The sequence below is a fragment of the Sandaracinobacteroides hominis genome (assembly GCF_016464365.1).
GTDB classification, from domain to species: Bacteria; Pseudomonadota; Alphaproteobacteria; order Sphingomonadales; family Sphingomonadaceae; genus Sandaracinobacteroides; species Sandaracinobacteroides hominis.
In genome coordinates this window covers 43,028-64,967 of record NZ_JADCUC010000009.1, presented here as the reverse complement: position 1 = coordinate 64,967, position 21,940 = coordinate 43,028, and the positions used below count along the sequence as shown (strand labels likewise).

Genomic DNA, 21,940 nt, shown 5'->3' with positions numbered 1-21,940 from the left:
CGCCGCAGGCATCCGAATATCTTCGCCGCGCCAAACTATGCGATCCGGAACCCATTCCGAGGGTGCAGGGAAATCATTTCCCTGCCGGGTGCAGGGCAGAGCCCTGCCCGCCGGAGGCAAAAAACCTAAAACTCATAGTGCGGCAACAACCGCGTCTCATCCGCCGCCGCCGCGATCCACTCCGCCACCAGCGGATGTGCGATCGCCCGCGCCCGATACGCGTCAGAGAGCGGGCTCAGCTTCACATCATAGGTCGTCAGCCGGCTCACCACGGCGGAGAACAGGATATCGGCCCCTCCCCATTCGGCCCCGCCCAGCCAGGGCCCCCCGAACCGCTCGATGGCGGTGCGCCACAGCCAGTCGATCCGCGCCACATCGGCCTCCGCATCGGGGGCCACCGTCCAGCCCGGATAATGCCGCATGCAGTTCATCGGGCAATTCTGCCGCAGCGGCAGGAAGCCGGCCTGCATCTCCGCCGCAATGGAGGTCGCAAAGGCCCGCGCCTTCGGCTCCGTGGGCCAGAATTTCGTGCCCCCGGATTTCCGGTCCAGCCAGTCGATGATGGCCAGCGCGTTCCACACGACCGCGCCATCATCCTCCAGGATCGGCACGCGGCTGTTGCCCTCGCCAAACACGCCCTCGGTCTTCTGCGCCGCCCAGCCGTCGGCATAGATGTCCACCATCACCTCTTCAAAGGGCAGGCCGGACTGCTTCGCAGCCAGCCACCCCCGCAGCGACCAGGAGGAATAGCGACGGTTCGCGATATAGAGCTTCACTTCGATGCCTCCGCTTTGGTCTGCCAGACGCGCACATGGTCCACTTCCATGCGCTGCGGCAAGGCCTCGTCGTCGATCCCCTTCTGCCCGGCCCAGTTGCCGCCCATGGCCAGGTTCAGGATCAGATGGAACGGCGCCTCGAACGGCCAGGCGCCCTTGCCGCCGGGCTGGTTGTCCAGCACCCGGAAGAAGGCCGTGCCGTCGATACCGATGGTGATCGATCCGGGCCGCCAGTCCATCTGATAGTCGTGGAAAGCGTCGCAGGCCGTTGGCAGCGGCACGGAGGCCCCACGCTGCGTCCCCTTGGCATGGTTGAACAGCCCGGTGTGCAAGTTCGCATGGATGATGCGCGGGTCCATCCCCACATGCTCCATGATGTCGATCTCGCCGCCCTCGGGCCATTGGGACTTGGTCGCCGGCATCATCCAGATCGCCGGCCACGTCCCCCGCGCACAGGGCAGCTTCGCCCGGATTTCATAATAGCCATAGGTCCAGCTGTGCAGCCCGGCGGTCGTCAGCCGCCCCGACGTATAGGCCTGCCCGCCGCTATCCGGGAAATTCGCGGTAGACTCCCGATGCGCCTCCAGCACCAGCTTGCCGCCCTCGATCCGCACATTCTTCGAACGCTCGGCGGCATAATACTGCTTCTCGTCATTGAACCAGCCGGGCTTGTTGAAGGCCGTCTCATAGGCCCACTTGCCCGTATCCAGCGCCGGCCCCTCAAACTCGTCCGCCCACACCAGCTTGGCCTCAGCCGGCCGCGGCATAGGCTCATCAATCCGATAGCCAGTGCCGGGCCCAAGCGTCACCTGAGCCTGCACCGCAGACCCCAGCACTACGGCAGCCAACAAGCCGAACTTCATCGCAACCTCCCCGGAAGCCGTTGCGACGTTCATCGGGCCATCCAGCCCAAAAGAAAAGGGGGCCGAAACCGGCCCCCTTTCCCTTAGTCGTCGTTCCCGGTCAGGAAGGCCGGCAGCGGCGCGTCGCCGCCTTCCGGTTCCCGCTCGCGGCGTTCCCGATTGCCGCCGTCGCGGCGGGGGCCACGGTCACGGCCGCCGTCACGTCCACCATCCCGGCGCGGACCCCGGTCGCCATCGCGGCGCGGGCCACGATCGGAACGCTCTCGGTCGCCACCTTCCCGCGGCTCGCGTGCCGGGCGGGTATCGGGCAGCTCTTCGCCGGTGTCCTGATCGACCAGACGCATCGACAGCTTCACCTTGCCGCGATCGTCGATGCCGATCACCTTCACCTTGACGGTCTGGCCTTCGGTCAGCACTTCCTTCACGTTCGCCACGCGCTCGTTCTTGATTTCCGAGATGTGGACGAGGCCGTCCTTGGCCCCCATGAAGTTCACGAACGCGCCGAACTCGGGCATGCCCACAACCTTGCCGGTGTAGATCTTGCCGACTTCCGGCTCCTGGATGATGCCGTTGATCCAGTCGCGCGCGGCCTGGATCTTCTCCGGATCGGCCGACGCGATCTTCACCGTGCCGTCGTCCTCGATGTCCACCTTGGCGCCGGTCGTGGCGACGATCTCGCGGATCACCTTGCCGCCGGTGCCGATGATGTCGCGGATCTTGTCCTTGGGCACGCTCATCGTTTCGATGCGCGGCGCATGCGCCGACATTTCCGTGCGGACCTCGGTGATGGCCTTGGCCATTTCACCCAGGATGTGTGCGCGGCCATCCTTCGCCTGCGCAAGGGCCACCTTCATGATCTCTTCGGTGATCCCGGCGATCTTGATGTCCATCTGCAGGCTGGTGATGCCTTCGCTGGTGCCGGCCACCTTGAAGTCCATGTCGCCCAGATGATCTTCATCACCCAGAATGTCCGACAGAACCGCAAAATCCTTGCCTTCCAGGATCAGGCCCATGGCGATGCCAGCCACCGGACGCTTCAGCGGAACGCCCGCATCCATCAGCGCCAGCGAACCGCCGCAGACCGTCGCCATCGAAGACGAGCCGTTCGACTCGGTGATGTCCGACAGCAGGCGGATGGTATAGGGGAACTCTTCCTTCGACGGCAGCATCGGGTGGATGGCGCGCCAGGCCAGCTTGCCATGGCCCACTTCCCGACGACCGGGGGCGCCGAAGCGGCCCACTTCGCCGACCGAATAGGGCGGGAAGTTGTAGTGCAGCATGAAGCGCTCATACTTCAGCCCGTCCAGGCCATCGATCATCTGCTCGGCGTCGGCCGTGCCCAGCGTCGTGGTGACGATCGCCTGCGTTTCACCGCGGGTGAACAGCGCCGAACCATGGGTGCGCGGCAGGAAGCCGACTTCGCCCAGGATCGGACGGATGGTCTTGGTGTCGCGGCCGTCGATGCGGCTGCCGTCCTTCAGGATCGCGCCACGGACGATTTCGCCTTCCAGCTTCTTGAAGAGCTTGCCGGCCTTCTGCTGCGTTGCGCTGTCGGCATCGGCATAGAGCGGCTTCGCCTTTGCCTTCGCATCCGCCAGGGCAGCCACGCGGGCGGACTTCTGCGTGATCTTGTAGGCAGCAGCGATGTCGGCGCCCACGGTGGCGCGGATGTTGGCCAGCATGTCGCTGTCGTCCGCGATCTTCAGTTCCCACGGCTCCTTGGCGGCCTTTTCAGCCAGGCCAATGATCGCGTTGATCACCGGCTGGATCGAGCGATGCGCAAACATCACCGCGCCCAGCATCTCGTCTTCCGAAAGCTCCTTGGCTTCGGATTCGACCATCATCACCGCATCATGCGTACCGGCGACGACGAGATCGAGGCGGCCTTCCTTCAGCTGCTCCTTGGAGGGGTTCAGCTGATATTCGCCATCGGCAAAGCCAACGCGGGCAGCGGCGATCGGGCCCATGAAGGGCACGCCCGACAGCGTCAGCGCCGCAGAGGCAGCGATCATCGCCACGATGTCGGCTTCATTCTCGCCATCATAGGAGAGAACCTGCGCGATCACGTTGACTTCGTTATAGAAGCCTTCCGGGAACAGCGGCCGCACAGGGCGGTCGATCAGGCGGCTGGTCAGCGTTTCATGCTCGGTCGCACCACGCTCGCGCTTGAAGAAGCCGCCGGGGATGCGACCCGCAGCAGAGAACTTCTCCTGATAGTGGACGGTCAGCGGAAAGAAGTCCTGGCCTTCCTTTACGCTCTTGGCTGCGGTCACGGCGCACAGCACCACGGTCTCGCCGTAGGTCGCCATGACGGCGCCGTCGGCCTGGCGGGCAACCTTGCCCGTTTCGAGGGTCAGCGTGCGGCCGCCCCACTCGATGGATTGCTTGGCAATAGTAAACATCAGATGCACTCTCCATGCCTCTGACCCCAATGCCAGAGGCGGTTCGGACGTGAGGGCCCCAAACCATTCAGGGCCTCTCGGTAATGCCCCGCCTCGGCAGGGCGGCGCTCATGCGCCAAAGTCCCGGATACGCCGGGCCGGTTACAGGAAGGGCGCCCTTTCGGGGCGCCCTTTCGGAATTACTTGCGCAGGCCCAGCTTGGCGATCAGCGCCTGATAGCGCGAAGCGTCCTTGCGCTTCAGATAATCGAGAAGCGAGCGGCGGTTGTTCACCAGCATCAGCAGGCCGCGGCGCGAGTGGTTGTCCTTCGCGTGGGTCTTGAAGTGCTCGGTCAGATTCTGGATGCGCGCGGTCAGGATGGCGACCTGGACTTCCGGGCTGCCGGTGTCGCCGGCTTCGCGGGCGTGTTCGGCAATAACAGCGGCTTTTTGCTCAACAGTGATCGACATCGTGGATCTCCTACAGCAGGTTGAATCCCCTCACGACTTTCACATCGCCTTGCAAAACCTCCACCAGCGCAACCGGAACAGGCCCGAGGGTTGCGATATATTGGCCGGGCTTTACGCGGGGCCTCAGAATGCGTCGCCCTTGCTTCAGCGCGGCAGCTTCCTGAGGGTCGACAGTCAGGACCGGGATGTCGTCCAGTCCGGCTGTCAGTGGCAAAAGGGCCTGTTCAGGCGCGGGGCCATGCACGACTTCCACGCATTTGTCTAGGCTCAGCGCCTGTTCCAGCCGGAAAGGCCCCGCTTCCGTGCGCCTCAGCGCCGAAACATGCCCCACGCTGCCCAAAGCCAGCGCCAGATCCCGCGCCAGGCTCCGCACATAGGTGCCTTTCGTACACCGCACATGGAAGGTCGCAGCGTCAGCCTCCACCGATTCGCATGTCAGCTGCAGGATCGTCACCTCCCGCTCGGCCAGCTCCACCGCCTCCCCGGCCCGCGCCAGGGCATAGGCGCGCTCTCCGTCCACCTTCAGCGCCGAATAGGCCGGCGGCCGCTGCCGGATCGGCCCGGTGAAGGCCGGCAGCACGGCCGCAATCGCCGCCGCATCGGGCCGCACATCGCTGGTTGCCACAATCGCACCCTCGGCATCGTCGGTCGCCGTCGCCGCCCCGAACGCCAGCGTGAACCGATAGGCCTTCGGCCCGTTCAGCAGATACCCCGCCAGCTTCGTTGCCTCGCCCAGTGCAATCGGCAACACGCCAGAGGCCAGCGGGTCCAAAGTCCCCCCATGCCCGATCTTCGGCTTCCCATGCCCGCCGTTCCTGAGCGCCCACTTCAGCTTGCCGACCACCTGCGCAGACGTCGGACCCACCGGCTTGTCCACGACAAGCCAGCCGTTCAGTGCAGTTTCGCGTTCCACGCAGGTCCTCGCATCAGCTGGGGCGCGCAATCGCACGTGCGGGCTGCGCCCGGCGTTTCAAGGCAAAACGCCCGCTCAGCCGCCCGCCCGCACAACCATCAGCTCGACCGGCGGCTGCGGCTTCTCCGACTCCAGCACGAAGGTAGCGGTGTCGGTGATAAACATCAGCTTGCCGTCCGGCGCCTCGATCCGCGCCTGCAGCCGATAGGTCATCGGCTTGGGCTCCAGATTCTCCGGATAGGTCAGCAGATAGTTCAGCGGCACCTGGTTGCCGCGCGTCACGATCGAAATCGACGCCAGCTCCACGCCAGGCGCATCGGCGCGCGCGGCATCCACCAGCAGTACCTTCACCTTCGATCCGCTGGGCAGCGCCATCCGGTCCAGCTTGTTCACCGTGCCCCAGATCGTTCCGCGCACCGGCGCATCCGGTAGCTGCTTGCAGGTCGCCACAGCCTGCGCCTTGCGGCCAAATCCCCGGCGGATGATCGCGGTATTGCCGTCCAGATCGACAGTATCGGCCCCGGTCACAAAGCGCTTCGGCGTCGTCCCCACCAGCTCCTGCAGCGCCAGCACCTCGCCGTCGCGCACCACGCGCAGGATTCCGGCGGCCTCGTCATGGTCGATCGTCCCCGTCTGCCCATCCGAGCAGATGAAGGTCTTGGGCGCGCGCAGCGGCAGCACCGGCGCCTGCTGCGCCGGGCCGGCCGGCGCGGCGGCCGGGGCAACGGGCGGCTCAGGCGCCATCGGCGCGGCCGGAGCAGCGGGCGCAGCCGGCGGCGCAGGCGGTGTCGGTGCCGTTTGCGCCGTGGCGCAGGCCGCGATCAGCAGGGCAGGCGAAAGCAGAACGAAAGGCTTCAATGTGCGGCTCCCCAATTTGCCCCGGTTCCGATCTCGACCCCCAGCGGAACAGTCAGCTGAAGCGCCGGACCAGCGGCAGATTCCATAACTTCCCGGATGACCTCGGATGCCCGGGCAATTTCCCCCTCGGCCACCTCGAACACCAGTTCATCGTGCACCTGAAGCAGCATCCGCGTCCGCGTCAAGCCGGCCTCCGCAAGTGCGTCGTCCATCCGCACCATCGCCCGCTTGATGATATCGGCCGCCGTCCCCTGCACAGGCGCATTGATCGCCGCCCGCTCGGCCCCGGCCCGCTCCGATTGCACCTTGGATCGAATCATCGGCACATGGATTCGCCGGCCATACAGCGTCGTCACGAAGGCATCCTCGCGCACCTTGTGCACGGTCTCCGCCATATAGCGGCGAATGCCCGGATAGCGGTCCAGATAACGCTCGATAAAATCGGCAGCCTCGCCCCGCCCGATCCCCAGCCGCTGCGCCAGCCCGAATGCGGAAATCCCATAGATGATCGAGAAGTTGATCGTCTTCGCCCGCCCGCGCGCATCCCGGTCCACCGGCGCGTCCGGTGCCAGCCCGAAAATCTGCCGCGCCGTCAGCGCATGGATGTCGTCGCCGTTCGCATAGGCCGCCTTCAGCTCCGGCACCTCGGCGATATGCGCCATCAGCCGCAGCTCGATCTGGTTATAGTCCGCCGCCAGGATCACATTCCCCGGCTCCGCCACGAAGGCATCGCGAATCCGCCGCCCCATCTCGGTGCGGATGGGAATATTCTGCAGGTTCGGATCGGTAGAAGCCAGCCGCCCGGTAGACGCCACCGCCATCGAATAGCTGGTGTGCACCCGCCCGGTCTCCGGGTTGATCTGCTGCTGCAAGGCTTCCGTATAGGTAGAGCGCAGCTTCGAAACCTGCCGCCAGTCCAGGATCTTCCGCGCAATCTCCACACCGTCGCCGGCCAGCCGCTCCATCTCGGTCACGTCGGTCGAATATTGCCCGGATTTGCCCTTCTTCCCGCCCGGCAATCCCATCTTCTCGAACAATATGTCGCCCAGCTGCTTCGGGCTGCCCAGCGTGAAGGGCTGCCCGGCGAGACCATGCACCTCGCCCTCCAGCCGCGCCATCTCGCCGGCAAACTCGGCGGACATCCGCGCCAGCTCCACCCGGTCCACCTGCACGCCGGCGCGCTCCATCCGCGCCAGCACCGGCACCAGCGGCCGGTCGCACCATTCATAGGGGCGCGTCACCTGCTCCCGCCACAGCCGCGGCTTCAGCTTCTGCCACAGCCGCAGCGTCACATCGGCATCCTCGGCTGCATAGCGGGTCGCCTGCGGCAGGCCCACGGCGGCAAAGCCGATGAAGCTTTTACCCTGTCCCGCCACTTCGCCGAACTGCACCGGCGTATGCCCCAGATGCCGCTGCGACAGCTCGTCCATCCCATGCCCGCCCGGCATCCCGCCCGCCAGCGCATAGGACAGCAGCATCGTATCGTCGAACGGCGCAATGGAGATTCCATGCCGGGCCAGCACCAGCATGTCATACTTCAGATTCTGCCCCACCTTCAGCACGGCAGGGTCTTCCAGAAGTGCTTTCAACGGCTCCAGCGCCAGCCCCACAGACAGCTGCTCCACCGGCTCCGCCAGCAGCCCGGTGCCCGAAACATGCCCCACCGGCACATAGCAGGCCTTGCCGGCAGCGGTCGCCAGCGAGAAACCCACCAGATCGGCCCGCATCGCATCCAGGCTCGTCGTCTCGGTGTCGAATGCGACCACACCCACGCGCCGCGCTTCATCCAGCCACCAGTGCAGCCGCTCCAGCGTCACCACCGTCTCATAGCTGTCCAGGTCGAACGGCACGTCGGCCGGCGCATCCGCCTCCAGCTCTTCCTTCGGCTTTGCAATCGTCGAGGCCGCCGACCGCCCCACATCCCCCAGCTTCGCCAGCAGTGATCTGAATCCATGTTTCGCGAGGAACGCCGCCAGCTTCTCCCGGTCCTCGCCGCCCTCCAGCTTCAAAGCCTCCAGCGGCGGCTCCAAGGGCATGTCGCGCTTCAGATCCACCAGCACCCGCGACAGCCGCGCCGCCTCGGCATGGATCTCCAGATTCTCCCGCAGCTTCGGCCGCTTGATCTGGTCCAGGTTCGCCAGCACGCCTTCCACCGTCCCGAACTGGTTCACCAGATCGGCGGCAGTCTTCGGCCCAACCCCCGGCACGCCGGGCACATTGTCGACACTGTCGCCCATCAGTGCCAGCACCTCCAGCAGCGCGGTGGGCGGCACCCCCCATTTCTCCTGCACCTCGGCCTCGCCGAAGCGCTTGTTCTGCATCGTGTCCAGCAGGGTCAGCCCCGGCCGCACCAGCTGCATCAGATCCTTGTCCGAGGAAACGATGGTAACGGCCATCCCCGCCGCAATCGCCGCCTCCGCATAAGAGGCGATCAGGTCGTCCGCCTCAAAATCCGCCTTCTCGATGCAGGGCACGCCCAAGGCGTTCACGGCGTCGCGGATCAGCGGAAACTGCGGCAGCAGATCCTCCGGCGGATCGGGCCGGTTCGCCTTGTAGTCGGCATAGAGATCATGCCGGAAACTATGCTTCCCGGCATCGAGTATCACGGCCAGATAGTCATCCTCAGGCGATTTCCGCGCCCCCTCGATCAGGTTCCACAGCATCGAGGTAAAGCCGAAAACAGCCCCCACCGGCGTCCCCTCCGGGTCGGTCAGCGGCGGCAGGCGATGATAGGCGCGAAAGATGAAACCCGAGCCGTCGATCAGCCAGAGATGCGGAGGATTGGCCATTTCGAACCCCTAGCGCAGCCGCCGCCCAGCGCCCAGCCCCCGCCTTCGCTTGACTTGAACAGCGTTCGGGCGGAAATTCGTTAACACTAACAGCGGGCGGGGGCCTGCCCGGGGGAAAGCCGTTGGCGGAATCAGGCGAAGCAGCATCGACTCCCGTCGCGGGCACGCCCGCATGGCTGCGCTTCATCACCCTGATGGTGCTGCTGATCGCGGCAGGTCTAGCCTTCTGGCTCTACGCGACAGACAGCAACCGCACCCGCTCCGGAGACATGGGCGCCGTCCGCGAGGTCTCCATCGTCGCCACCAATTTCCGCAGCTGGCCCGACACCGCGCATCAGGTCGCCAAGACCAACCTCTTCCACGCCGGCTCCGGCGGCCGGCTCAGCCTCTATCACCCCGAAATCGGCCGCTTCGCCATCACCTATTCCACCACCGCCCCGGCCCCGCCGCCGCAGGCCGGGCAACCCCCTGCGGACGACGACAAGGAAGCAAAGGGCTGCACGCCTTCCATCGCCAGCCGCTGCGTCGATATCGTCGATGGCAAGATGACGGTGCGCGGGGTCGCGCTCGATGCGCCTCCCGCCACCCCCGATCCCTATTACAACCGCGTCGTCGCGCAGCAGCAGGTGCTGCCCGCCGGCACCAGCGGACCCATCTACTATGCCATCCGCGACCTTCCGCTGGAATCGGTGCTCAGCCTGCCCGACAGCTTCGAACATGTGCTGATCGTCAACGGTGCCTCCGTCACCGCCGACGACGACAAGCTGCCGCCGCTGAAAGTGGTCGCCCAGATCGGTCGCCCGGAAATCCCCGTCCGCAGTCTCAACGAACTGCCAAGGCTCCGCGACCAGACCGTGCAGATTGCCGAAGCCGCCGCCAAGCTCGATTCCACAGGCTCGGCGGCCAACCTCGTCAGCGCGCTCGGCCAGCAATCCGCGCCCGACGCCCTCGTCCCCGTGGACAGCCGCATAGCCGGCCGTCCCTATCGCCTCTATCTCTACCCGGTCAGCATCGCCGCGACAGACCGCACCATCGATTTCTACGTCGTCGGCATCGCGCCGGCCAGGGGAGGCCTCTTCGACGTCGACTTCACCGGCGCTGCAGCCCTGGCCTTCGCACTGGCGCTGGCCATGCTGCTGGCGCTCACCCCGGTCATCAAGCTCGCCTTCCTCGGCCCGGTCGATGGCATCCGCCGGCTGGAGCTCTCCGGCATCTTCGCCGGCCTGATCCTTGCAACCGCCATTGCCGCCGCCGCCCTGATCCTCGCCTGGGATGTGATTTCCGCCCGCTCGGCGGCGCGACAGGCGATGGTGGTGCAGGCGGATAGGCTTGCCGGCGCCATGCACGGGGAACTCGCGGCACAGCTGAAGGCGCCGATGAACCCGACACTGGCGCTGCTGCGCCCCGATCCCGCCCGCGCCACGACCCCTGGCCGGATCATCACCGGCAGCGCCGACCGCAACACCGATCTGCCGCAGCCCAACACCTTCTTCTTCCTCGACGGCCGCGGCCGCCAGTCGCTCGATACCCCGATCGTCGCCCGCCGCGACCAGCCCGGTGCCGATTTCGATGTCGCCGACCGCGCCTATTTCCGCCGCGCGCTGGTGGGCGAGGAAGACCCCGGCTCCGCAGCCCTGGGCGCCACCGCCATGTCCGGCCCCTGCCGCCCCACCTCCGGCTTCGTCGTCGAACAGATCCGCTCCCGCCCCGACGGCGTCGCCAAGACGGTTGTCGCCGTGCCGGTTCGCCCGGCGACGGTCGCCGCCAGCGTCGCCGCCTACGAGGCCGCCGCCGGCACCGAGAAACTGCCCGCCACCGCGCCCGAGCGGGTGCGCGAGGCGGTGACCGACCGGCTCGATTTCTGCAGTGCCGCCGCCGCCCAGTCCGAAAGCGAAGCGCGGGTGATGGTGCTCAGCTTTGTCATGTCGTCGATGATTTCCCCCGCGACAGAGGCCGGCAGCAGCTTTGCCGTCGTCGATCTGGGCGAGCCGGACTGGCCGGTCATCTTCCACTTGCGCCGGGGCAGGGCGCATGTCGAGTATCTGGAAAGCGGCCTCGACGATGCCGCCCGCGACTCCCTCGCCATGCTCGCCGCCACCGAACCGACCGGGGCCGACTGCAAGGCCGGCGTGATCCACGCCCGCCCGATCGCCGGCAGCTACGAAGGCGCCGACAGCATCCTCGCCGCCGCCCGCGTTCCCTGCACCCGCTGGGCGGTGATCAGCGCCGCAGACCAGGATCTGGCAGACCGGGCAGCCGGCCGCGCCGCGCTCAACGCCACCATCATCTGGCTCGGCCTCGCCTTCCTCGGCGGCATCGCCATCGCCTGCCTCTATGCCGCGCGCCGCCGGATCGGCATCGGCAATCTCGCCTGGCTGTGGCCAGACGAAGCCCGTCGCGACAGCTACCGCCGGCTTTCCATCGGCGGCGCGGCGGCCGGCGGCCTCGCCCTACTGCTGGCCCTCATCGGCTTCGGCCAGCTTGCGCTTCTCCTCGCGGCCGCCGCCAGCATCTGGCTGCTCTATGACCTGCACAAGCCGGTCAGTCCGGTCACGGCGCCGCTCAGCGAAGTCACCGAACGCCGCTTCCGCAACCTGATGCTCACGCTGTTGCTGCTGCTGGCAGCCGCGCCGATGCTGGCGCTCGCAACCGACGCCCGCGGCCATTTCCGCAGCCTTGGCGCCGCTGCGCAGACCCGCGCAGACCAGAATGCCCACCAGCGCGCCGCGGCCGAACAGGCCAGCATCACCCGCGTCTTCCGCACCGCCTGGCGCGACAAGCCGATACCGGCCGCCCCGCAGCCGGAAGTGAAGGCCAACCCTCCTCTTCCCTTCTCGCTCACGGCAGAGGCGCGCCGGCTGGCCATGAACGACGACGGCAGCGTCGCCTGGGCTTCGGCTGGCGGCCAGCTGCGCGGCAACCCCAATCCCCCGGCCATGGTCTTCCTGCTGCTCTTTGCCGGCATCCTCGCCGGCCTCATCCTTCTCTCGGTGCACACGGTCGGCCGCTCGCTGTTCGGCTTCGGCATCGCGCTGGAGGCGGTCGATTACCCCCGCTTCCTCGAGGAGACAGGAGGCCTCCTGCGCCGCGTGAAGATGGAAACGGTGCGCCCCTGCTTCATGGCCATCGGCGCGCCCTCCTGGGTGCGCCAGTCGCTGATAACCGCCGCCGGCCCCGACAACGCCTATGATCTCTACGAAGCCACCGCATCGGCGGATGCCGCCGCCAAGGTAAAGCTCCCGGCCGCCGCCAAGCCACCGGCGCTGCTGCTGCTCTATGATTTCGAGCTGCTCTTCCGCGACAGCGCCCGCCGACAGACGGCGCTCTCGCTGATAGAGCGGCTGCTCGTCGAACAGCGAAAGCAGCCAGACGACAGCGCCAGCCGCATCGGCCTGCTCGCCGATCTCAGCCCGCTCGACCGTTTCCTGCAATCGTCCGAACACCGCGAAACCAGCGACGCAGATTCCCTGCGCAGCCGCTGGCAGAGCGCGGAGGACATCCGCTGGAGCCGCATCCTCGAGCAGTTCACCAACTATGTCTATCGCGCCGCGCCGCGCCCCACCGACGGGCTGGAGCTGGAAAAGGAAACCGCCGCCGTCCGCCTCGTCGTCGACGAGCTCGCCTACCTCCCCGATCATGTCGTGCAGGCGATCATTCCCGACACCACGATCGGCTTGCAGGCAGCCGAAATCGTCAGCTGGGCGAAAACGAAGAATCTCGATCTGCAGACAGAGGCTGCGATCGTCGACTTCCTCGCCTCGCAGCTGATCGAGCACTATCACTATCTCTGGTCGGTCTCGAGCCGCGCCGAGCAGATCCTCATCTACCGCTTCGCCCACGGCCAGCTCGTCAACATCGCCGAGGCCTATGCCCTTCGCTCGCTCGTCCGCCGCGGCATCGTCGTCCTCGATCCGGTGCCGCGCATCATGAACCGCAGCTTCGCCCAGTTCGTCCGCCACGTGGAAGAGCCCAAGCGCCTGAAGATGTGGCAGGAAAGCCAGCCGGATGGCCTCTGGACCCGGCTGAAGGCGCCGCTCACCCTCGTCCTGCCGCTCCTCATCGCCTTCTTCGTGCTGCTGATGATCGAGGGCGCCAACAGCTTCGTCTCCACCGTCCCCCTGCTGCTCGCGGCAGGTCCGGCAGTCCTCAACATGATCGGCGGCTTCCGACGCAGTTTTGGATAGGGTTGCGGCTTCGCCTCCGCCCACGGCAGTATGCCGGCCGGGAGGACACGCATGACAAACAACTGGCCGGCGATGACAATCGCCCAGGCAAGCGCCCTGCTCACTGCGCCCGGCGCACCCTTCGAGATGGAAACCGTGGAAATCCGCGGCCGCCCCACCCGCACCTGGAAGAACGCCCCGCCCACCCTGCAGCACTGCTTCGCCGCAGGCCGCCTGCACGGCGAACGCATCTTCCTCGTCTACTACAACGGGCACGAAGACCAGCGCGTCAGCTTCGAGGCCTTCAGCCGCGCCACCATCGCCCTCGCCGCCCATTTCCGCACGCTCGGCGTGGGGCAGGGTGACCGCGTCGCCATCGCCATGCGCAACATCCCCGAATGGCCGGTCGCCTTCTATGCCGGCCATCTGATCGGCGCCATCGTCACCCCGCTCAACGCCTGGTGGACCGGCGCCGAACTCGAATATGGCCTCGCCGATTCCGGCGCAAAGCTGCTGGTGACCGACGGCGAGCGCTGGCAGCGCATAGCCCCGCACATGCCGGAACTCCCGGACCTGAAGCACGTGCTGGTAACCCGCGGAGAGGGGCCAACAACCCTCGAATCGCGGATAGGCCCCCCGGAAAGCTGGGCCAGCCTCCCCGACGAACCCACCCCCGCCCCGTTCCTCACCCCCGAGGACGACGCCACCATCTTCTACACCAGCGGCACCACCGGAAAGCCCAAGGGCGCGCTCGGCACCCACCGCAACATCTGCTCCAACATCCTGTCTTCAGGTTTCTCAGGCGCGCGCAGCTACCTCCGCCGCGGCGAAGTACCCCCTTCACCAGACCCAGCCGGCCCGCAGAAAGCCACGCTTCTCTCCGTCCCCTTATTTCACGCGACAGGCAGCCACGCGATCCTGAATCCCAGCCTCGTCACCGGTGCCAAACTCGTCCTGCAGCGCAAGTTCGACGCCGGCGAAGCCCTTGCCCTCATCGAGCGCGAGAAGATCACCGGTGCCGGCGGAGTCCCCACCATCGCCTGGCAGATCCTCACCCACCCCGACCGCGACAAATATGATCTCACCACCCTCGAAAGCATCTCCTACGGCGGCGCTCCATCCGCCCCCGAACTCGTCCGCCAGATCGGCGCGCAGGGTTCCGCCCCCGGCAACGGCTGGGGGATGACGGAAACCAGCGCCACCTTCAGCCATCACATGGCCGAGGATTATCTCCACCGCCCCGACAGCTGCGGTCCCCCGGTAGCAGTCTGCGACGCCGAAATCCGCGACGCCCAGGGCAGGGTGCTCGGCCCCGACGAAGTCGGCGAGCTCTACGGCTTCGGCCCCAACATCGTGAAGGGCTATTGGAACAAGCCCGAAGCCACCGCCGAAACCTTCCCCGAAGGCTGGGTCCGCACAGGAGATCTCGCCCGCATCGATGCCGAAGGCTTCATCACCATCGTCGACCGTGCAAAGGACATGCTCATCCGCGGCGGCGAGAACATCTATTGCGTAGAGGTGGAGGGCATACTCTGCGAACACCCGGCCGTCATGGATTCCGCCCTCGTCGGCCGCCCGCACCCGGTTCTGGGCGAGGAACCCGTCGCCTTCGTCTCCACCCGGCCCGAAATGGCCGTCTCCGAACCCGAACTCATCGCCTTCGTCGCGCAGAGGCTTGCGCGCTTCAAGGTGCCCGTGCAGGTAATCGTCCGGGACGAGCCGCTGCCCCGAAACGCCAACGGCAAGATCCTCAAGAAAGACCTGAAACAGGAGATCGCATGATTGCCGTCGCAGCGCTTACCCAGCTTGCCGCCCGCCTCACCGAAGCGCTGCACCACCCGGTCGCCCTCGGCGCGTCCTCGCCAGAGGAACAGCCCCGCCTCACCCTTCTCGTTCACTCCATCGCGCCGGTGCCCGACGTCGTGAAATCCACCGGACGCCACCTCGCAGACCAGCAGACCTCGCTGTCGTGGATCATCCACCTGCTGCTCAAGGGCGAAGCCGAGGGCCTCCTCGCGCAAGTCCGCCTGATCGAGGCCGCCGCCGCCGACATCGATGGACGCCCGGTTCTGGGCGGCGAAGGCTGGCGCGCCGACATGGTGCTCGAAGGCGAACCCGATTGGGCCAAGGGCGTCGGCCCGGCAATAGGTGTACGCCTGCGCGTCGCCGCCGCCTGACGCCGCCCCGGTCGCCCCCCGCATGACCGGCATCTTCCTCCCCCCGGAGCGCGGCCCCCGCCGCGACTCCCCGCCGGAGGACAAGCCCTTTCCCCCGCGCACCGGCATCCGCGTAACCCCGCTGATCCTGGCAGCAGAGATGTATCCGGAACTCGAACGCCTGGTGCTGGGCGCTGAAACCAGCATCTACATGGCCTTCCGCATCTTCGATCCGGCCACCCGCACCCGCTCGCCCGAAGCGAAGGAGGCCGGCCTCCCCGATTGGGCCTCGCTCCTCAAATCCCGCGTAAAGGCCGGCGTGCAGGTGCGCATCCTGCTCACCGATTTCGAACCCACCGTCGCCCACGCCCTGCACGCCAGCAGCTGGTCCAGCTTCCGCGCCCTGAAGGACCTGCTGGAAGACATGGCCGAGCCCCAGCGCGAACTGTTCGAGATCATCGTAAGCCAGCACGAAGGCGAAGTCGGCTGGGCTGTCCGCCAGGCGCTGCGCCTGCCGATGGGCTTCCTCCTGCGCAAGATCGTCCGCGAATTCGCCGAAACCGGCGGCGACATCGAGGAACTGCTGGCCGTTCGCCCCGGCCTCTGGCGCTACGTCAAATCAGACGGCGGCACCCCCCGTTTCCGTCGAGGCCCACCGCCGCGCCTGTGGCCCGCCACCCACCACCACAAGTTCGCGGTGATCGACGGCAAGGTCGCCATCGTCGGCGGCCTCGACGTCGACGAACGCCGCTGGGAAACCCGCCGCTACGCCCAGCCGGCGCCGGAAACCTGGCACGATGTCAGCGTGAAACTGGAGGGCCCGGCCGCAGGCGACGCACAGGAACATTTCCGCCGCCTCTGGAACTTCGAACTTCCCCGCTTCCGCGAAATCACCAGCCACTGGCTCATCGGCCAGGACCGCAAGCTCGTCATCGACCCGCTCGACGAGATTGCGGATGCAACGCCGCTGCCACCCGCCATCCCCGGCAGCACCGCCACCGGCCAGCTGCTCCGCACCCGCTCCCGCCGCTCGCGCAAGCCCTTCGCGCTCGGCCCCGCCCGCCATATCCGCGAACTGATGGCCGCCCACCGCCAGCTCATCTTCTCCGCCCGCCGCCTGCTCTACATAGAGGCGCAGTTCTTCCGCTCCCGCCGCGCCGCCGGCTGGATCGTCGAAGCCGCCCGCCGCAACCCCGGCCTGCAGGTCATCATCGTCCTGCCGCAGGCCCCGGATGAAGTCGCCTTCGAAGGCCATGGCAACAATCCCGCCCACCGCCACGGCGAATGGCTGCAGGCCCGCGCGCTCGGCAAACTCCGCCGCAAACTCGGCCCCCGCGTCGGCCTCTTCGCCCTGGGCCGCAAATCGCCCCTCACCGAAGAGGAAAAACAGCTGGTGGCAGACCGGGGAGCCGTCTTCGGCGCCGGCATGATCTACGTCCACTCCAAGCTGCTGATAGCCGACGACGAACACGCCCTCGTCTCCAGCGCCAACATAAACGGCCGCAGCTTCGGCTGGGACAGCGAATTCGGCCTCCTCTGGTAAGACCCCGAAGGCATAGCCACCTTCCGCAAACGCCTCTGGGGCCAACTCCTGGACCTCGCCCCGGATCAACTCCCCAACACCAGCAACAGCCTGCCGCTATGGCGCGAAACCGCAGACAGCAACGTCCTGAAACCGCCAGAAGAGCGCCAAGGCTTCATCCTACCCTACCGCTACGCCCGCGTCCGCCGGTTTGGACGGCCAGCATGGTTCGTGCCTGATGAGCTGGTGTAGCCGAGCCTCCGGCAGCCGGGCGCTGCCCGGACCCGGCAGGGAAATGATTTCCCTGCACCCTCAACACATATCCGTCATCCCAGCGGTCCGAAGGACTGGCGGAGCCAACGCTGGGATCCACAGGGCAAGCGATCCGCAAGCGCAAAACCGACCACTGAGAACGCCAATCGTCGATCGGAAGGCACCTGTTGTTACAAAAATCAGTTTGAAATACGCTTTCTAAATGAAAGCAGTTTTCGCCACGTTCACTTTGGCAGCAGCTCTTTTGGGCTCGGGGGCAATCGCTCAAGAGAAGACCGAAGGTGAGTGCCAGCGCATGCATCCAACCATTTCCTCTCCGGTCGAATACGCGACTTGCATGTACGACAGCGAGAATGCGGAGCGCTCAATGCGTGCGGCCTATTCGAAACTCAGGTCGAGGGTGTCCGGTGAGTACCTTCTCTTGCTGGAGAAAGCGCAATCGGCCTGGATTGCCAGCCGGGATAGCCAGTGTGCCTATGACGCGGGAGGAAACCCGGGAAGTACGGGGTCAGACTCTTCGATAATTGCCTGCATAGCTGGAGCAAATCGCGCCAGAACCGCCTATCTGCTGCACGATCTGCAGCGTTGGCCGATTGAGAAACAGTCTCGGTAAAAAAAACGGAAGGAACGCTTCCCGGCCCAAGGTCTAGCGAGCAATCACGTCGGGATACATTATACGATCAGCGTTCAGACGGGCCTTGCAACTCAAATCGTTCCGGGAGAACTGCGTGACCGGCGTTTCAGCAGCAGCGGCCCCACATTGCCGATCACGCTGTATCAGCCACTTTCTCTGCTCTGATTTGACCTTTCGTTCGCCGCTCAAGCCTTTGGCTGCCCTCACCCGTGCAAGCGTCAGCGCCCACACGCGCTGCATGTCTGCCTCCGCTCGATCAAAGTCTGTCTCCGCCAAGCACAATGTATAGGGTCTGAAGTCATCGGCCTTGGGATTCTCACAATCCGGATATGTGGCGGCGAGCCAAGCGCTGGCCTCCTCTCCTGCCTGCACTACCGCTCTATCCTCCGCTGTGAGTTGCCCAAGCGAAGGAGGCTCGGACTCAGTCATAAGGAGCATGGCAAGCAGCACGATCATTCAACCTGTCCTACAAACCCCAATCCATGCCACAACCACCCCGATGCAGGCGGCAAACCAACCCGCACTTTTCTCTGTCCTACACACCAGTCACAAGCTACGCGCGCACCCGCCCACGCACGCATTGCCAATGCGAAAAGTGCGAAAAGTTGAACGGAAATTAACGGATTCGGAAGCGGCGCAACCGCCCTCAGCCCTTCAGTTCCCGCGCCAAAGCCTTCCGCGTCTTCTCCCCGTAAGGCGGCTTGAACCCGGCCAGCCCGGCCAGATCCATCTTCGGCTGCTTGTAGATGCTCTTCGCATGGCTGAAGGTCTTGAACCCGTCATGCCCGTGGTAATTGCCCATCCCGGCAGGCCCGATCCCGCCAAAGGGCAGATCCTCCTGGGCCACATGGAAGATCACATCGTTCACCGTCACCCCGCCGGAAACGGTCTTGTCCAACATCTGCCGCTCCTCGCCGGCATCCGTGCCAAACCAGTAAAGCCCCAGCGGCCGCTCCTTCGAATTGATATACCCAATCGCGTCCTCGACCGACTTGTAGCTCTTCACCGGCAGCACCGGGCCGAATATCTCCTCCTGCATCACCGTCATCTCGTCGGTGGGGTTGCGAATAATGGTCAGCGGCATCTTGTTGGTGTTCTGCTTGGAGAAATCCTCGTTCGCCGGGTTTACTTCCACGATCTCGGCCCCCTTCGCCCGCGCATCCTCGATATGCGCCTCCAACCGGTCGCGGTGCCGCTTCGAAATCACGCTGGTATAGTCGTCATTCGCCAGCAGGCTCGGATACATTTTCGTCGTCGCCGCCTTCAGCCCCTCGACGATCTCCGCCTCCTTCTCCTGCGGCACCAGCATGTAATCCGGCGCCAGGCAGATCTGCCCGGCATTCATCATCTTGCCCATCGCCACCCGCTCGGTGGCGCTGGCAATGTCGGCCGACCGGCTGATGACGGTCGGCGATTTCCCGCCCAGCTCCAGCGTCAACGGCACCAGATTCTTCGCGGCCGCCGCCATCACATGCCGCGCAATCGAAGTCGCGCCCGTAAAGATCAGATGGTCAAACGCCAGCTCGGAAAAGGCCTTGCCCACCTCCGGCCCGCCAACCACCGTCGCCACCTCGGCCTCATCGAAATATTGCGCAAAGGCCGTGCGCATCAGCTCCGAAGTCGCCGGCGTGAACTCGCTCGGCTTGATCATCGCCCGGTTCCCGGCAGCCAGGATGTTCGCCAGCGGCGCAAAGGTCAGGTTGATCGGGAAATTCCACGGCGCGATGACCCCCACCACGCCCTTCGGCTGCCACTCCACGATGGCCTTCGCCCCCAGCAGCCCCAGCGGGAAGTCCAGCTTGCGGCGCTCCGGCTTCATCCACTCGTCCACATGCTTCAAGGCATGCTTCAGCGGCTTCACGCTGCCCATGATGTCGGTGATGTCCGTCATCTCCGCCGGCCGGTGCCCGAAATCGTCTGACAGGGCCTTCTTGAACGCCTCCCGATGCTCCAGCATCAGCTTCAGGGCCCGGTTCAACCGGTCCTTCCGCACAGCGGCGCTTACGGGCAGCTCTGCGGTAAAGGCGGCCCGCTGCTTCTCCAGCAGGGCCTGCATGGCGGCAGTATCACGGGCAAGTGCGTCGGCGGCGATCGTCATGGGCTGTTCCCTCTATCCCTCTGCCGCTCAGGATAGTGGCACAGCCCGCGCCCGAAAACCTCTCAGATGCGCTCCATGGCCTGGGCATGCACCCGCGCGTCGCCAGCCGCCAGAACGCGCCCCTCGCTCCCCAGCTCCAGCGGCTGCCCGGCCCAGTCGGTAATCACCCCGCCGGCCCCCTGCACCACCGGCACCAGCGCCGCCCAGTCATAGGGCTGCAGATTTTCCTCCATCACCAGGTCCAGATGCCCGGCCGCCACCAGCCCGTAATTATGGCAATCCCCGCCAAACAGCATGTCCTTCACCGAACGCCCGATCCGCTGGAAACTGGCATGCCCCGAAGCCGAGAACACCGAAGGATGCGTGGATGCAGCCCGCGCCGCGCCCAGCGAAGCGCAGGCCCGCGCGCTCACCCGCTTGCCGTTCAACGTCGTCTGCGGCTGCCCCACCGTGCACCCCAGCCAGCGGTCACCCGCCGCCGCCGCCGAAATCAGCCCCAGAATGGGCTTTCCGTCCTCGATCAGCCCGATCAGCGTCCCATAGAGCGGCCGCCCCGCCACGAAACCGCGCGTCCCGTCTATGGGATCGATCACCCACACCCGGCCCGATTGCCCGCGGCTGATGCCATATTCCTCGCCATAGATGCCGTCGGTCGGCCGGTCGCTCCGCAGCATGTCGCGGATCACCCGCTCGGCGCCCCGGTCGGCGGCGGTAACGGGCGAGAAGTCCGCCTTCTGCTCGATCTCCAGCTTGGCGCGAAAATATGGCTTCACTGCTTCATCGGCCGCATTCGCCAGCCGCTGGATCAGCGCGATATCGGCCTCGATCGTCATGTACCCGCAAACTCCGCCACCAACCGCGCCCGATCCGCATCCAGCCGCGCCGCCGAAGGCCGCGTTGCCGGATCGGGGTGCGCCGACATCTTGATCGGATTCCCCGCCACCTTCAACGGCCGTCCTTCCGGCGAATGCGTTTCCACCAGCATGTTGCGTGCCGCCACCTGCGGCATCGCCAGCGCCTCGCCCACCGTGTTCAGCGGCCCGGCCGGCACCCCCGCTGCCCCCAGCAACGCCAGCCAGTGCGCTGCGTCGGCAGTTGTCAGCCGCGCCTCCACCCCGGCCGCCAGTTCGGCCGCATGCTCGGTGCGGCTGTGGTTGCTGGCAAAGCGCGCATCCGCCGCCATGGCGTCCAGCCCCAGTGCCTCGCAGCACGCCAGCCACAGCGCATCGTTTCCGGCCGCAATCACGATCGGCCGGTCGGCACAGCGAAAGGCCTGGAACGGCGTGATCGAAGGATGCCGGCTCCCCAGCGGCCCGGGGCTCTTCCCGGTCACCTGATAGCGGGCAATGGCATTCTCCAGGATCGCCAGCTGGCAATCCAGCATCGCCACGTCCACCTTCTGGCCCCGGCCCGTCTTTTCCCGGTGCAGCAGTGCCGCCTCGATCCCGATCACGGTGAACAGCCCGGCGGTGATATCCCCCAGCGAAGTCCCCACCCGCACCGGCGCGCCGCCTTCCTCGCCGGTGATGGACATCACGCCCCCCATCGCCTGCACGATCACATCATAGGCCGGGCGCCCGCTCTCCGGCCCGCTATGCCCAAAGCCCGAAGCCGCCGCATAGATCAGCCGCGGAAACCGCTGATGCAGCGCCTCGAAGCCCAGCCCCAGCCGCTCCATCGCGCCGGGGCGGAAATTCTCCACCACCACGTCGGCCTTCGCCAGCATCGCTTCCAGCACGGCCAGATCGGCGGCGGATTTCAGATCCAGCGCAATCGATTCCTTCCCCCGGTTGACGCTGGTGAAATAGGCGCTGTCGCCTTCCGCCATGAACGGCCCGATCGCCCGGCTGTCGTCTCCGCCGGGCGCTTCCACCTTGATGACGCGCGCGCCCAGATCGGCGAGCAGCATCGTCGCATAGGGCCCGGCCAGCACCCGCGTCAGGTCGAGGATCAGAAGGCCGTCCAGCGGGCCGCGGGAATCTGTTGCATCAGGCATATGTCGCCGGTCGCTAGCGCTATCCCGCTCGTCGGAACAGCCGCAATT

General features: G+C 66.2%; 16 protein-coding genes. 5 read left to right on the top strand and 11 right to left on the bottom strand.

All coding sequences use genetic code 11. The features are described 5' to 3' along the window. Positions 1–125: 125 nt before the first annotated feature. From IM784_RS15630 to polA, 7 genes are all read right to left on the bottom strand, one after another. Positions 126–776, bottom strand: a complete 651-nt coding sequence (locus IM784_RS15630; RefSeq protein ID WP_199556287.1) for a glutathione S-transferase — start codon at positions 774–776, stop codon at positions 126–128. Then, complete coding sequence (locus IM784_RS15625) at positions 773–1,672, bottom strand: glycoside hydrolase family 16 protein (RefSeq protein ID WP_235977425.1); 900 nt, start codon at positions 1,670–1,672, stop codon at positions 773–775. The genes IM784_RS15630 and IM784_RS15625 overlap by 4 nt, the downstream gene beginning before the upstream one ends. Positions 1,673–1,722: 50 nt before the next feature. After that, entirely contained in the window at positions 1,723–4,041 is a 2,319-nt protein-coding gene (gene pnp, locus IM784_RS15620; RefSeq protein WP_199556286.1) for a polyribonucleotide nucleotidyltransferase, read from the bottom strand. 179 nt (positions 4,042–4,220) lie between these two features. Further along, the gene (rpsO, locus tag IM784_RS15615; protein WP_199556285.1) at positions 4,221–4,490 is read right to left on the bottom strand and encodes a 30S ribosomal protein S15; all 270 of its coding nucleotides are present in this window, start codon (positions 4,488–4,490) and stop codon (positions 4,221–4,223) included. Positions 4,491–4,500: 10 nt separating this feature from the next. Further along, positions 4,501–5,403, bottom strand: coding sequence for a tRNA pseudouridine(55) synthase TruB (gene truB, locus IM784_RS15610; protein ID WP_328799566.1), 903 nt, complete (start codon positions 5,401–5,403; stop codon positions 4,501–4,503). Positions 5,404–5,478: 75 nt separating this feature from the next. Continuing rightward, positions 5,479–6,261 carry a YbaY family lipoprotein gene (locus tag IM784_RS15605; protein WP_199556284.1) on the bottom strand — a complete coding sequence of 261 codons (783 nt, stop codon included), beginning with the start codon at positions 6,259–6,261 and terminating at the stop codon, positions 5,479–5,481. Next, positions 6,258–9,050: a DNA polymerase I gene (polA, locus tag IM784_RS15600; RefSeq protein WP_199556283.1), complete on the bottom strand. Its 2,793-nt coding sequence runs from the start codon at positions 9,048–9,050 to the stop codon at positions 6,258–6,260. The genes IM784_RS15605 and polA overlap by 4 nt, the downstream gene beginning before the upstream one ends. Before the next feature lie 122 nt (positions 9,051–9,172). On the opposite strand from polA, the gene IM784_RS17490 reads away from it, so the two are divergent. The 5 genes from IM784_RS17490 to IM784_RS15575 all read left to right on the top strand — a co-directional run bounded on the left by IM784_RS17490 (position 9,173) and on the right by IM784_RS15575 (position 17,777). Beyond that, the gene (locus tag IM784_RS17490) at positions 9,173–13,234 is read left to right on the top strand and encodes a hypothetical protein (protein WP_199556282.1); all 4,062 of its coding nucleotides are present in this window, start codon (positions 9,173–9,175) and stop codon (positions 13,232–13,234) included. Between the two features lie 51 nt (positions 13,235–13,285). After that, positions 13,286–14,995 (top strand): class I adenylate-forming enzyme family protein, encoded by a 1,710-nt coding sequence (locus IM784_RS15590; RefSeq protein WP_235977424.1) that lies wholly within the window; start codon positions 13,286–13,288, stop codon positions 14,993–14,995. Further along, positions 14,992–15,390, top strand: coding sequence for a hypothetical protein (locus tag IM784_RS15585; RefSeq protein WP_199556280.1), 399 nt, complete (start codon positions 14,992–14,994; stop codon positions 15,388–15,390). Before IM784_RS15590 ends, IM784_RS15585 begins: the two co-directional genes overlap by 4 nt. A gap of 22 nt (positions 15,391–15,412) precedes the next feature. Beyond that, positions 15,413–16,912 (top strand): phospholipase D family protein, encoded by a 1,500-nt coding sequence (locus IM784_RS15580; protein ID WP_199556279.1) that lies wholly within the window; start codon positions 15,413–15,415, stop codon positions 16,910–16,912. A gap of 454 nt (positions 16,913–17,366) precedes the next feature. Next, positions 17,367–17,777 carry a lysozyme inhibitor LprI family protein gene (locus IM784_RS15575; protein WP_199556278.1) on the top strand — a complete coding sequence of 137 codons (411 nt, stop codon included), beginning with the start codon at positions 17,367–17,369 and terminating at the stop codon, positions 17,775–17,777. Positions 17,778–17,810: 33 nt separating this feature from the next. On the opposite strand, the gene IM784_RS15570 is transcribed toward IM784_RS15575, so the two are convergent. The 4 genes from IM784_RS15570 to IM784_RS15555 form a co-directional block, all read right to left on the bottom strand. After that, complete coding sequence (locus tag IM784_RS15570; RefSeq protein WP_199556277.1) at positions 17,811–18,254, bottom strand: lysozyme inhibitor LprI family protein; 444 nt, start codon at positions 18,252–18,254, stop codon at positions 17,811–17,813. A 190-nt stretch (positions 18,255–18,444) separates the two neighbouring features. Next, a complete protein-coding gene (locus IM784_RS15565) occupies positions 18,445–19,896 on the bottom strand; it encodes a coniferyl aldehyde dehydrogenase (protein ID WP_199556276.1) in 1,452 nt (483 codons plus the stop codon). 62 nt (positions 19,897–19,958) lie between these two features. Next, positions 19,959–20,729: an inositol monophosphatase family protein gene (locus IM784_RS15560; protein ID WP_199556275.1), complete on the bottom strand. Its 771-nt coding sequence runs from the start codon at positions 20,727–20,729 to the stop codon at positions 19,959–19,961. Further along, a complete protein-coding gene (locus IM784_RS15555) occupies positions 20,726–21,892 on the bottom strand; it encodes a CaiB/BaiF CoA transferase family protein (RefSeq protein ID WP_199556274.1) in 1,167 nt (388 codons plus the stop codon). Before IM784_RS15555 ends, IM784_RS15560 begins: the two co-directional genes overlap by 4 nt. Between the last annotated feature and the right edge of the window lie 48 nt (positions 21,893–21,940).